Origin of the sequence: Paenibacillus polymyxa (genome assembly GCF_015710975.1) — a bacterium.
In the GTDB taxonomy this organism is placed as follows: domain Bacteria; phylum Bacillota; class Bacilli; order Paenibacillales; family Paenibacillaceae; genus Paenibacillus; species Paenibacillus polymyxa.
This window is the reverse complement of the sequence record NZ_CP049783.1, coordinates 56,587-70,031: the sequence shown is the minus strand read 5'-3', so window position 1 is coordinate 70,031 and position 13,445 is coordinate 56,587. Positions and strand designations below refer to the sequence as shown.

The window sequence follows — 13,445 nt, the reverse complement described above, 5'->3', positions numbered from 1 at the left end:
ATACAAGGCTAGTCATGAACATACATTACGGCAGGGTTCGAACGCAGGTTTGTGAAAGCATTCTCGTTCATAAGTCCTGTCTTTCATTTCGTCGCCCTGTGACAGCGAAGGAGGATACACCATGAGTGTAATCGACCATATTTTAGATAAAGCCCTACGCGGCGAACGCCTGAATTTAGAGGATACCGTTGCTTTGTTCGAATCAGACGAGGTTGAAAAAATAGGTCATGCGGCGAATAAAGTCATGAATCGCATGCATCCCGATCCCATAAAAACCTTCGTCATCGGACGAAATATTAACTATACGAACGTGTGTGACGTATACTGCCGCTTTTGCGCATTTTACCGCAGACCGGGTTCCGATGAAGGTTATGTTTTGCCGGATGAGGTGATTTTCCAAAAAATTAAGGAAACGCAGGATGTAGGTGGCACCGAAATCCTAATGCAAGGCGGTGTAAATCCAAACCTGCCGTTCAGCTATTATACCGATTTGCTGAAAGCTATTAAGGAACGTTTTCCAGATATTACAATGCACTCCTTCTCACCAGCTGAAATTCACAAAATGAAGGAAAAATCCGGCCTATCCATGGAGGAAACGATCCGAGCCATTCATGAAGCTGGATTGGATTCGCTGCCGGGTGGAGGCGGAGAAATTTTGGATGACCGTACACGCCGCAAAATTAGCCGTCTCAAAGGCTCCTGGCGTGATTGGATGGATGTCATGCAAACAGCTCACAAGGTTGGGATGAACACAACGGCTACCATGGTAATCGGATTTGGCGAGCTGATGGAGGAGCGTGCGCTGCATTTGCTGCGTGTCCGTGATGCTCAGGACGAATGCATTGAAAACAAATATAATTCTGAAGGATTTCTGGCCTTTATTCCTTGGACCTTCCAACCAGACAACACGAATTTGAAGAAAGAACGCCAGACGCCAGAGGAATATTTGAAGACTGTAGCGATCAGTCGTCTTGTTTTGGATAACATCAAGCATATCCAGTCTTCATGGGTAACGATGGGACCGGAAATCGGTAAAAAATCACTGTACTACGGTTGTGATGATTTTGGCAGCACCATGATTGAGGAAAATGTAGTTTCCGCTGCAGGCGCAACGTATAAGGTTAACATCGAATCCATTTTACAGTTGATCCGTGAGACGGGTCACATTCCGGCACAGCGCAATACCCGTTATGATATTATTCGTACTTTTGACAGTGCCAGCAGTATTGAGCATGACTTTATTATGCAAAATTAATATCAGCTAATATCGTACATTATAAAACGCTTATCTTTCACTATCCTATGTACAAGGATAGTGAAGATAAGCGTTTTTGTGCGGAAGAGTGAATACTACAATATCTTTAATCTTTTTTCTATTATGGTTAATATATTTGGGCTTTGCTACGTTTCCCATCGCTTCATATACATGATCTCAGCCTGTGGGTCTGCCATTTGGATGGCCGCCTTAAAGCGCTGCAAATCCAAAAGATGAACACTGTAAATGATGACCATTTGTTCTTTTTTATCTGATTCGCTTTTAATCTTGCCCTTTATCTGGGCGGCAGAACCTTCAATAGGTGTGCTGTGTAAACGCAACCTGCGATATATGGCATCTTCGACAGTTGGCTGTTTTTTGCTGACAACACAGACCATGCGTCTCAGACCAGTAAACATCAGCCGAGTCGTTTCATAGGCAGCGAGACAGGATAAGGCGGAATAGAGGGCTGGCTCCCAGCCTAACACAAAACCAGCCGTAATGAGCAGCAGGCCATTACACAACATTACGATCTGTATTAACGGAATTTTCCGATGAATTAGCAACAAAGTGGATGGACGGCCATCGTCAGATTCGCTGAGTCCTAATGAATCAAGCAACCCCCCGTGACGAGCTGTCAGCGCTGCCCCAAGCCCAATACAGATTCCGCCTCCCAAAGCACATACGACCGGATGGCCACTCACTGCCGGAAAAGGCGAGAGAATGATGGCTGAGCCTGAAAAGGCAAACAAGCCGGGGAGTGCGCGAAGCAGCATGGGTTTGTGAGTAGACAAAGAATACAGCAGCATTAGTGGCAAGTTCAAAACAAATAGCAGTAACCCAAAATGCTCCTGTGTATAAAGCGACATGAGTCTGGAGATTCCCGTAACGCCTCCAGCGATCATATCATGCGGATGTAAAAACAATTCCAGACCGACGGATGCCGTAATTCCGCCAATTATCGTATAAAAGACAGGGAACCTGCTCGCATCTCCTGAAGCGGGCTTCACAAGCCGCCTCATAAAGTTTCGGCATGTTTTACAACGTGCGGCATAGCCTTCCCTCCTATGGATTGTCGTATCCAGCTTTTACAGTTACGCCGATTTGCTTTCTTCCTTTCGTAAGCGAGGGTCCTTAAATTTGAATATTTTGTTTAGCATATTAAAGATAGGCTTTGACTGCTTTGTCAGAAGCGGTCCAAGAATGGCCAGTATGAGTACATAGATGGCTGCAAAAGGTTGAACAATATCAAGCAAACCGCCTTCTTTACCCAAGTTGGCCATGATGATCGAAAATTCGCCTCGCGCCACAATAGTCAAACCGATATTTGCGGATGCTTTGGGAGATAGAGACGCTGTACGCCCAGCCAGCATACCCGCCCAAATGTTACCAAATAGTGTGAGAAGGACTGCTGCCAGCGCAAGCCATATGGCGTTACCTCCTAGAGACAGCGGATCAATGGACAGTCCGAAACTGAAGAAGAACAGGGCACCAAAGAAATCGCGGAAAGGAACAATTAAATGCTCAATCCGTTTGGCGTGTTCCGTTTCGGCCAGTACCAGACCGACCAGCAGGGCTCCAATAGCTTCTGCTACATGGATCGTTTCTGAAAAACCAGCCACCAGAAACAGTGAGCCAAAAACAACGAGGCCGAATACCTCATTGGAGCGGATACGGAGAATCCGATTTAGCAGAGGGACGGCCTTTCGACCGATAATAATAACTGCAAGCATAAAGCCAAGTGCGATGAGTGCCGATAGCAGTACACCCCCGAGCGAGGAAGAGTCGCTAAGAACCAATCCGGAGAGGATGGAGATGTAGACGGCGAGGAAAACATCCTCAAACATAATAATACCTAAAATCATTTCTGTTTCAGCATTAGCGGTACGCTTGAGATCGACTAGCACCTTGGCTGCAATCGCACTGGATGATATTGTCGTAATTCCGGCAATAACTAGTGTCTCGGCTACAGGAAAGCCGCTCAGGAAGCCGAGAGCCAGCCCCAGTGTAAAATTGATGCCAATATAAATGGTACCGCCCACAGCAATGGAACGACCTGATTTAATCAACCGACCTACTGAGAACTCCAGCCCTAGGTAGAAGAGAAGAAACAGCACTCCGATTCTCCCCATAAAATCAATAAACGGGGCGCTTTCGATAAACCGAAAATCAAAATGCCATAGCTCCATCGCATGAGGTCCAACTGCCATTCCGATCAGAATATAAAAAGGGATGACCGAGAAGCGCAGTTTGGAGGATATCAGCCCCGCTGCAGCAATTAGAGCAATAGCCAATCCAACCTCAAATACCAGATGATCCATCCAATCACCCGCTTCCGTTCATAAGGATTTGTTTAAAGCGTTTCTGCTGGTCACGTTCTCCAACAACAACTACAGTGGCATCATCGCTAATAATCACTTCAGGGCCAGGATTTACATATTTTTTTCCCTTTTTCTCCACAATGGCAATAACCGTGGCACCCGAATTTTGCCTTACATCGAGCTCCCCAATGGATTTGCCTACACTTGCATAGTGGGATTCCACTCTGTACCATTCGATAATAAAATCGTCAAATGTCATCTCTACACTTTCGAGCTGCTTGGGCTTATAAGTCATACCACCGATGATGGAGGCTACTAATCGTGCTTCCTGATCATTCAGGGTCGTCATAGAAATGCTTTGTTCCAGATCCTCGTAATCAAAGTGATATAGCTCACGTCTGCCATCATCATGAATAATAATGACAATTCGGTCGCCACTCTCCGCATCAATTCGATACTTAATTCCGATTCCTGGCAAAATAGACTCTCGAATATCCATTTATAAAGCCTCCTGTATAATACGTTTATTTAAGTGAATGATATGGGAAATAAATCACATACTTTGGAAGTCATATGAAAAATTAGATTGCATTAAATTTTAAATAAAAATGGAAAATTAAATTTTACGCAGTAGATGAATAGGAAAAGTTAGCAAAGAGACATGCAAATATGGTGATATGCATGCTAAAAGGAGGTTAAGCCACATAACTAGAGGTAAATTTGATGGGGAACAAAAACAATTGTTTCTTTAGCTTACAGATGACAGGAATAAAAGGCAGACGTAGCTTAGGAATGCTCATTAGCAGCACAAGCGCTATCAGAATGACAAAGGGAAGTGATTTAGCCGCAGCGATCACCAGATGCAGTAATGGGGAGGATTTGCGCACCGCTGGTTTGGAATGATGTTCCAGACCGTGAGAATCTGTTTCTAACGAAGTAACATCAGCATGAAGCATAAGTGAAGATCCCGAAGTAAACTGAAGGGATTGAGTGGTATCTTCCGCGTGAAACGTCACAGGAAGGGACAAAATCTGAACGAGGCTCAATATGACGATCATGAATGTGCGCAGCATGTTCAGCATCGTTGACATCTTATCTCCTCCCTCTTGTGAAAAATTCATATCACTATAACCTTAACATACCCCGCCCTAAATATTCAAACGTCTTTCGGTTTTTACCTAATCACGGTAATTGTTTATAACACGCTTAACGTCTCTTTGAAACCTGATCAGCCTCTTTTGCATATGTCTTTTTGTTTCCAGTCGTTCACTTCGTATAACCCTTCAGAGGCCGCCATATACTGAAAGCAGTGATCGAAAGGAGTGAGCCAATGGAACTGTTTACAGTGTGGACCAATACAGACGGAGATCAAGAAACCGACCGTTTTTACGAAGTGGTCAAAAGTAGAACCAAGGGACTACATATGTCACGGCGCGGATTTCGATTCACTTTCAGACAGCTGGACAACAAAGTGGCATGGACCTGCAAGGGCACTGAAAGCAATTCAGCGTTTGAAAGCTTTCTTCCCTGTGTATACAGCATCATGTCTTCGGCAATAGCGGATTATATTATCGAAGTCAGGGAGTGGGGGATTCTCGATCATATTCTCAACAAAGCCTGCTCGTTGCTGGAGAAAGAGGACGTTGAACAAATTCGTAGCATGATTCGCTCACTGTTAAATGATGATGGTCCCCGAGGACGTTTAAAGCGCCATGGTAAGCTGACCACCCTCTTGGAAAAGGACTTTAAGGAGCTTCGTGTAATCAATTTGGAAGGGCTTATTCAATTCAGACTGCATGCGTATAAAAAAGAGCTTGAAGAAATCGTTGACTATGCGATGGAAGAATTCTGGGCAGATCGGCAATACGAAGAATTTATGGGGCTGCTTAAATATTTTGTGTTTTTTCAGGAGAGCAAAGTTCCACTCGTGCATGTACTTCACCAAGGCGGGCATGATTTTATCATTCTCGATAGTGCCATGGTGCCCATACCGACTCCTGATGCAGATGATATTATTGTTGAAATGCCCGGTATTGAACTGGAGATGGAGGTAGAGGATCGAATCGTCAGCACTCTTATTTCGATATCCCCTGCTTCCATTATATTGCACACAGACGATGAGCACACCCCTATTGTACGGACGCTCTTGCATATTTTTGAAGACAAAGTAAAGCTGAGCAGACTTTATCCGGGGCAGGATGTTCAAAAATAATTAATAGTCCGTATAAACTCATGGATTTCTGGAAAGCCTTTGCCTCAAGGGGAGGTTTTTTATGAGATCCATGTTGGTATGGAAACGGGTTTTGGGAACCATGTTAATCGCAATCTGTCTGGTATTATCCGGCAATGAGGTTTACGGTCACAAAGAACCGGTCCAGCATAAGAAATGGCAATCCGCACCTGTTATAGCTCCACGCGAAGAGCAGGTTATTACGACCATGACAGTCACGGCAACAGGTTATACAGCAGGGTATGAATCCACTGGCAAACGGCCGAATCATCCCGGTTACGGTATTACGTATTCCGGTGTAAAAGTGCGTCGTGACAAAAATACACTGTCCACGATTGCGGCTGATCCGAAGATGTTTCCTTTGGGCAGCATATTGTACATTCCAGGTTACGGTTACGGGATTGTAGCAGATACAGGTTCAGCGATTAAGGGCAATAAAATTGACTTGTATTTTAAAACAATCCGGCAGGTGTATTCTGAATGGGGCAAGAAAGATGTGGATGTTCAAATCATAAAAAAAGGAAACGGCAAGTGTACCGAAAAAATGATAAAATCGCTGCAAAAGGCGATAGAAACGCATAAGACCATTCCGCCCGAGACACTGGATGCTTCCATATAATCCTTGAATATTGTTTTTCCTGACTTCACATACTATGTTTCGGGATGAGCTTATCCCGCAAACCATACTGGGAGGTCGAGGAATATGCCAAATCAAGGCGGTAGTTCTTTCATGAACAAAGGCTTCAAGGCAAACACAGGAAATCAGTTCAAAGCGGAATTTGCACAGGACGATACGGTAGGCGTTGTTTCTCAAAAGGTGAAGCAGTCTGAACAAAATAAAATTCAAGACAACTTCCAAACACCAAATGAGAAGTATGATGAAGAATTTGCAACAGATCAAGGCGGTACAAGTGCAGTAGCGCAAAAAGTTCAAAACTCCAGTCGCAGCAAAATTCAAAGCAATGCACAAACACCGAACGAAAAGTTCGACGAGAACTTTAACACAAAATAAAAAGCATACTCAACACGAAATGCTCCGGATTGAATTCCGGGGCATTTCGTGTTGAGTAAAAGTGGCTAGATACAATAGGTCTGAGGTTTTATCTCCTTTTTAATTTTTTTTAAGGTGGAATTAAGGTTTAAAGTGCAAAATAAAGTCAGCTAAACAACACCACCTTGAAGCATAGGGTTTGGGAGGAGATATACAATGGACGAATTTAAAAATAATAATTCCGGGCGCCGGAACGACAATGATCAGGTTGATAACGATAAAACAACTCGGCCAAACGATTCAAATGGTTCCTCATATTACTATTCCTATGGCCCTTTCTCCTCAGTGCAGTCGGACGGACAACGCAGGGAAGGGCAGTCGGTGGAGGACGTTGAGATTACGCCACCGCAGGCAGTGAGACCGCTTCCTTCCTCTTATCAACGTGCTATGCCTGAGCAACAGGATGGTTCTGGTCGGAATAGCGGCAACTGGCAATTTAAACCGAATAAGCCCAAATCGCAGGTAAAAACGATTTTGTTATCTTTTTTAGCCGGAATGCTGGTCATTACGGTATTGATGTATACAGCTGACCGAACCAATATGTTCACACCGGAGACAGCGTTGACTTCGGCGGCAGCTGAAAGCGGAGAAACGACGAATTCGGGAACCACTAACTCGTCTCCAAGCGCAGTTCCGGCTGTGATGCCTTCAGGTACGGCTGATGTTCAATCTGTTGTAGCCAAGGCTGGCCCGGCAGTCGTCAAAATTGAAACACTTGCCAAGCAATCTAGTGCTGGAAGCGGCAGACAAAGCAGCCCTTATTACAATGACCCGCTGTATCAATACTTTTTCGGTAACCAGTATGGGGATAGTGGCAGCAGCGGCAATAGTAATGAAAATGAAGGCAGCAACAGTGGACAGCTGACTCCGCTGGGTATTGGTTCCGGTTTTATTTTTGATAAATCGGGTTACGTCCTGACTAACAACCATGTTGTGGAAGGCGCGAGTGTGGTACAGGTTACAGTAGAGGGAACCAACAAGCCTTACGAAGCCAAAGTTTTGGGCAAAAATGCAGATCTAGATTTGGCAGTTCTTAAAATTGAAGGCAAAAATAACTTCCCGACCGTAACCTTGGGAGACTCCGATAACGCTAAAGTCGGCGAGTGGATGGTTGCAATCGGTAACCCAGAAGGCTTTGAGCATTCGGTAACAGCCGGTGTGCTAAGCGCGAAAGAACGTACCATCACCATTAATAGTGAGTCAACTGGAAAACCGACACAATACAAGCATCTCATTCAGACGGATGCCTCCATTAATCCTGGTAACTCTGGCGGACCGTTGTTAAATCTGCAAGGGCAGGTTATCGGTATGAACGTAGCTGTTAGTGCAGATGCACAGGGGATCGGGTTTGCAATTCCGTCCAATACGATTTTGGAAGTCGTCGATAAGCTGAAAAATAACCAGCCTATTCCAAAAGAACCTGTACCTTTCATTGGTGCAAGTCTGTTGAACTTGAGCCCTGAAGTAGCCAAGGAATTGGGTACATCTCTGACTGAAGGCTCGGTTGTTCGGGATATTATATACAAATCACCAGCATATCAGGCCGATCTACGTCCTTATGATGTAATTATCGGAGCTAATGGCACGCCTTATAGCACATCACAGGAGTTAATTCAATTCATTCAAAAACAAAAAGTGGGTACAGCACTTACGCTTAACATCGAACGAGCCGGGCAGAAAAAAGATATTCAACTAAAAATAGGAAATAAAAATGACTTTAGCTCGACTCTTCAGCAGTAAGAGAACAACTCTAGAATTGAACACGAACGTAAGAAACGGAAGGAAGACGACCCTTCCGTTTCTTGCTGTATGCGGCGGCAAGATGCTACACGCGTCTACTCCTGCTACAATAGAGGGAAAAGAAGAAGAGATAAAGGAGTTTGATCGTGTATGCGCTCTACTATTCTGATCATTGATGATGATGAAAAAATTGTATCCATGCTGCGCAGAGGGCTGGCTTTTGAAGGATATGAAGTGCTGACAGCCGCCAATGGAGCAGAGGGATTAAATAAAATGCTAACGGCTGAGCCTGATTTGGTCGTGCTCGATGTAATGATGCCGCAGGTCGATGGTTTTGAGGTTTGCCGTCGTATGCGGGAGGGGGGAAGCACAGTACCTGTCCTGATGCTTACAGCCAAGGATGAGGTGGAGAACCGGGTGAAGGGTCTGGACCTGGGGGCTGATGATTATCTCGTGAAGCCGTTTGCTCTGGAGGAGCTGCTGGCACGCGTACGAGCGCTTTTGCGGCGTAAAACTGAACAGCAGGACAATAATGGGAATCGGCTTACCTTCGAGGATTTACAACTGGATAACGAATCACGTGAAGTAGTTCGTGGTGGCAAACGCTTGGAACTGACGGCCAAAGAATTTGAACTGCTCCATCTGTTCATGCAAAACCCAAAACGCGTTCTGTCGCGTGATCTGATTATGGATAAAATTTGGGGCTATGACTATAGCGGAGAATCGAATGTGCTGGAAGTATATATTGCCATGTTGCGACAAAAAACGGAGCAGGATGGTGGCAAACGGCTTATTCGTACCATTCGGGGAGCTGGCTATATTTTAAGAGGTGATGTGTAATATGTCTATTCGGTGGCGGCTGACAGCTTGGTATTCGAGCATCTTGGCTATAGTGCTTGTCATTTTTGGTCTGGCTATTTACGGACTAGTATATTACTACACATATAATGAAGTGAAAAGTCAGCTTATGACTCAGGCGCCACAGATTAACAAGCAATTACGCCTTATTATAAAAGGGGGATTGTTTGAGGTCCCTAATCTGGATTTGGGATTGGAGCAGGGGCGTGGAATAGATGACTCACAGCTCTATGTTCAAATTTACAATTATACGTCCGGTGTAACCAAAACGACCCAAAATATGAAAGACCTCAGTATCACCTTCCCTGTTCCGTCTACAGCGGCAGGAGCAGTTCAAAATGAAGGAATTCGGCGTGTGAACGTAAATGGTGATTCCTTTATGATTATTCAACAGCCGATCAAATCCGAGGAGTTGGGCTTGGTGGTCGGGCTGCTACAGGTAGGGCAATTCACGGGTTCTCAGGACCGACTTATGAACAGGTTACAAAATGTGCTTGTGTACGGTTCACTATTTGCCTTACTCGCTGCTGCGACCTCTGGTCTCTTCCTGGCTCGTAAATCTATGAAGCCGCTGGTTAAGGTCATTGAGGGGGCCAATCAGATTCAATCGAGTAATGATTTGAGTGTTCGGATTGAATATGACGGACCACCAGATGAAATTGGACAATTGATCGGGACGGTTAACAACATGCTGGGGCGTACAGAAGTGTTCTATAAGGAACTTGAAGATGCATATGGTGCGCAGCGCCGGTTTGTGGCCGATGCTTCCCATGAACTGCGCACACCTTTGACGACGATTCGTGGCAACGTTGATTTTCTGCTCAAAATGTGGACTACCGAACCGGGCGAGCGACCGAATATGGATGAAGCCATGATTCGCGAGCTTTCCATGGAGGCGCTGAATGACATGGCGGATGAAGGCAAGCGAATGAGTCGCTTGGTGAGCGATATGTTGTCACTCGCAAGAGCGGACACGGGGAAAACATTCGATAAGATGCCTGTTGCGCTGGAGCCGCTCGTAAACGAGGTTGCTCGTCGTGCTCAGTTTTTGGAGCGAACGGCCGAATGGAATGTGGGCGACTTTTCGTTGTTGAATGGTATTTATATGGACGGAAGCAAAGATTATTTGCAGCAAATGCTATTCATTTTCATTGATAATGCTTTTAAATATACACCTGAAGGCACAGTCCGATTTGATGCGATTGTTTATCAGGGTCAGGTGGGGCTACGGATCAGTGATACAGGTATTGGTATGGACAAAAGTGAGGTTCCCTTTATTTTTGACCGGTTTTACCGGGCAGATGAGTCACGCGGCGTGACGGAGGGAATTGGCTTGGGATTATCTATTGCCAAGTGGATTATTGATGAACATCAGGGGTCTGTGGAAGTGGTTACGCGCCAAGGAGAAGGAACAACCTTTGTCATTTGGCTTCCTGTCAGCTTTTCCGCGCCTTTGGAATAGGCTATAATAGGAGGAGAACTACATCATAGAATTGGCCGGTAGAGGCATAAAGGCCTGCAGCTGTCCAGTTACTGGAGCTGTATACTGTGTCGAAGAAAGTGGGGGCTATTTTTGGAGGTACTCAGAATTTCGCCCCGGGGTTACTGCTACGGCGTAGTCGATGCCATGGTATTGGCTCGTCAGGCAGCCAGAAATTTGGACTTACCCCGGCCTATTTATATACTAGGCATGATTGTTCATAACAGTCATGTCACCAATTCCTTCGAAGACGAAGGAATCATTACATTGGACGGACCGAACCGCATGGAGATTTTAAGCCAGGTAGAGAGTGGTACTGTCATTTTCACTGCTCATGGCGTATCACCAGAGGTTCGCAAGCTGGCACGAGACAAGGGATTGACTACGGTTGACGCAACCTGCCCTGACGTCACGAAGACACATGATCTGATTCGGGAGAAGTCTGCCGAAGGCTATCAGATTATTTATATTGGCAAAAAGAATCATCCAGAGCCAGAGGGAGCTATCGGTATTGCTCCTGACCATGTTCATCTGATTGAAAAGGAAGAAGAGATTGACAGTCTTACACTGTCAGCAGACAAAATCCTCATTACGAATCAGACGACCATGAGTCAATGGGACATCAAGCACATAATGAAAAAGCTTCTAGAAAAGTACCCAGGTGCCGAGATACACAATGAAATCTGTTTGGCGACACAGGTACGTCAGGAAGCGGTAGCTGAGCAGGCAGGACAGGCGGATCTGGTAATCGTGGTCGGTGACCCGCGAAGCAACAATTCCAACCGATTGGCTCAGGTGTCAGAGGAAATAGCTGGTACTACGGCTTATCGTATTTCTGATATAACGGAGCTGAAGAGGGAGTGGCTTGAGGGTGTAGCCAAAGTAGCTGTGACCTCCGGGGCTTCAACACCTACGCTGATTACCAAAGAGGTCATTACGTATTTGGAACAGTATGAAGCGGATAACCCGGAAACATGGGAGATTCAGCGAACCATTGATATGAAAAAACTGCTGCCTCCTGTACGAGAAAAGTCAAAAACGACGAAATAGTATGTCATTGATTACAGCCGTTATTCGGATACAAACATCCGGGTAGCGGCTTTTTTCAAATTGTTTAAGTACCGATATTATTCAATTAGATCAGCTTCACTAAGTCAAAAAAAAGAACTATTCGGGATAATTAAGCCTTGACGAGGCAAGTTAAAACAGGTATAGTTGCTTTAACGGATAAAAGCTTAAAAGCGAACAAGCGTCTAAGTGTCATAATATTATTCTATGTGGATAATAAAATATGGTTTATAGAGAGGAAGAAAAAAATGATCGTTATCGCTGGTGTTCAAACACCTGAAGAACATATTCAAGCTATTGTTGAAGTGATTGAAAAAGAAGGATTGCAGGCTCATGTATCCCGAGGATCGGATCGTACGATTATCGGACTGATTGGTAGCGTAGAACCGAAGCTGGCAGAACATCTACGCCAAATGAAGGGTGTAGAAAATGTAGTTAAAATTTCGAAGTCCTACAAATTGGCCAGCCGTGATTTTCATCCGGAAAATACGGTGATCTCCATCAAAGGTGTAAATATCGGCGGCGGCGAGCTTGTCGTTATGGGGGGACCATGTGCTGTTGAGTCTGCCGCACAGATCGATGAAATTGCCGGATTGGTCAAAGCTGCAGGCGCGCAAGTCCTTCGTGGAGGTGCCTTTAAGCCGCGTACAGGGCCATACAGCTTCCAAGGAACGGGTGTAGAAGGTTTAATCATGATGGCTGAGGCGGGGCAGAAGCACGATCTCTTGACCATCACAGAGGTCATGACACCTGAATACGTAGACATCTGCGCGGAATACGCCGATATTCTGCAAGTAGGTACACGTAATATGCAAAACTTTGATTTGCTGCGCAAGCTGGGTACTTGCGGCAAGCCAGTATTGCTCAAGCGAGGTTTCAGCTCGACTTATGACGAGTTTTTGAATGCTGCCGAGTACATCTTGGCAGGCGGCAACCCGAACGTTATGTTATGTGAGCGCGGTATCCGTACATTCGAAACCTACACTAGAAATACGCTCGACTTGTCCGCGATCCCTGTTTTGCAGCAGTTGAGCCATTTGCCGGTCATTTCCGATCCTAGCCATGGCACAGGTAGACGTGAACTGGTTGTTCCTATGACGAAGGCTTCGGTAGCAGCGGGAGCGGATGGTTTAATTATTGAAATGCATACAGACCCTGACAACTCGATGACGGGTGATGGTGTACAGTCCCTATTCCCGGATCAATTTGCAGATTTACTAAAAGATTTGGAATTGTTGGCTCCTGCAATTGGGAAAACATTCCACACACCTAGTGCTGTATCTTAAAACTAATTATTAACATTAATGCATAAAAGTTTTGCCGCAATGCAGTAAATAAGAGTAAAATCACCTAAAAGCCCGATGTTTCGGGCTTTTTGTATTGTTCAAATGTTATCAAGGGCGTAAGCATATCTAACATTAGTTTAAAAAATACCTTACATA

Annotated in this window: 13 protein-coding genes; 9 read left to right on the top strand and 4 right to left on the bottom strand. The window is 45.1% G+C overall.

The window, feature by feature from the left end; translation table 11 throughout:
* The first annotated feature begins 121 nt into the window (after positions 1-121).
* Positions 122-1,255, top strand: coding sequence for a cyclic dehypoxanthinyl futalosine synthase (gene mqnC, locus G7035_RS00330; RefSeq protein ID WP_016820516.1), 1,134 nt, complete (start codon positions 122-124; stop codon positions 1,253-1,255).
* A 146-nt stretch (positions 1,256-1,401) separates the two neighbouring features.
* Here mqnC and G7035_RS00325 read toward each other — a convergent pair whose 3' ends face one another.
* The 4 genes from G7035_RS00325 to G7035_RS00310 form a co-directional block, all read right to left on the bottom strand.
* Entirely contained in the window at positions 1,402-2,265 is an 864-nt protein-coding gene (locus G7035_RS00325) for a YitT family protein (RefSeq protein WP_019686770.1), read from the bottom strand.
* Positions 2,266-2,349: 84 nt separating this feature from the next.
* On the bottom strand, positions 2,350-3,576 hold the full coding sequence (locus tag G7035_RS00320; protein ID WP_017426653.1) for a cation:proton antiporter: 1,227 nt from the start codon (positions 3,574-3,576) through the stop codon (positions 2,350-2,352).
* 4 nt (positions 3,577-3,580) lie between these two features.
* Positions 3,581-4,075, bottom strand: coding sequence for a cation:proton antiporter regulatory subunit (locus G7035_RS00315; protein WP_017426654.1), 495 nt, complete (start codon positions 4,073-4,075; stop codon positions 3,581-3,583).
* A 196-nt stretch (positions 4,076-4,271) separates the two neighbouring features.
* Complete coding sequence (locus tag G7035_RS00310) at positions 4,272-4,667, bottom strand: hypothetical protein (protein WP_016820512.1); 396 nt, start codon at positions 4,665-4,667, stop codon at positions 4,272-4,274.
* A gap of 239 nt (positions 4,668-4,906) precedes the next feature.
* Between G7035_RS00310 and G7035_RS00305 the strand changes: the two genes are divergently transcribed.
* The 8 genes from G7035_RS00305 to aroF all read left to right on the top strand — a co-directional run bounded on the left by G7035_RS00305 (position 4,907) and on the right by aroF (position 13,289).
* On the top strand, positions 4,907-5,788 hold the full coding sequence (locus tag G7035_RS00305; RefSeq protein WP_016820511.1) for a putative sporulation protein YtxC: 882 nt from the start codon (positions 4,907-4,909) through the stop codon (positions 5,786-5,788).
* 61 nt (positions 5,789-5,849) lie between these two features.
* Positions 5,850-6,425 (top strand): 3D domain-containing protein, encoded by a 576-nt coding sequence (locus G7035_RS00300; RefSeq protein WP_016820510.1) that lies wholly within the window; start codon positions 5,850-5,852, stop codon positions 6,423-6,425.
* Positions 6,426-6,509: 84 nt separating this feature from the next.
* Positions 6,510-6,818, top strand: a complete 309-nt coding sequence (locus G7035_RS00295; RefSeq protein WP_016820509.1) for a hypothetical protein — start codon at positions 6,510-6,512, stop codon at positions 6,816-6,818.
* Between the two features lie 195 nt (positions 6,819-7,013).
* The gene (locus tag G7035_RS00290; protein WP_019686771.1) at positions 7,014-8,597 is read left to right on the top strand and encodes a S1C family serine protease; all 1,584 of its coding nucleotides are present in this window, start codon (positions 7,014-7,016) and stop codon (positions 8,595-8,597) included.
* Positions 8,598-8,747: 150 nt separating this feature from the next.
* The gene (locus G7035_RS00285) at positions 8,748-9,437 is read left to right on the top strand and encodes a response regulator transcription factor (protein WP_016820507.1); all 690 of its coding nucleotides are present in this window, start codon (positions 8,748-8,750) and stop codon (positions 9,435-9,437) included.
* Position 9,438: 1 nt separating this feature from the next.
* Complete coding sequence (locus G7035_RS00280; protein WP_017426656.1) at positions 9,439-10,917, top strand: sensor histidine kinase; 1,479 nt, start codon at positions 9,439-9,441, stop codon at positions 10,915-10,917.
* A 111-nt stretch (positions 10,918-11,028) separates the two neighbouring features.
* On the top strand, positions 11,029-11,985 hold the full coding sequence (locus G7035_RS00275; protein ID WP_017426657.1) for a 4-hydroxy-3-methylbut-2-enyl diphosphate reductase: 957 nt from the start codon (positions 11,029-11,031) through the stop codon (positions 11,983-11,985).
* 266 nt (positions 11,986-12,251) lie between these two features.
* A complete protein-coding gene (gene aroF, locus G7035_RS00270) occupies positions 12,252-13,289 on the top strand; it encodes a 3-deoxy-7-phosphoheptulonate synthase (protein WP_017426658.1) in 1,038 nt (345 codons plus the stop codon).
* Positions 13,290-13,445: the final 156 nt, after the last annotated feature.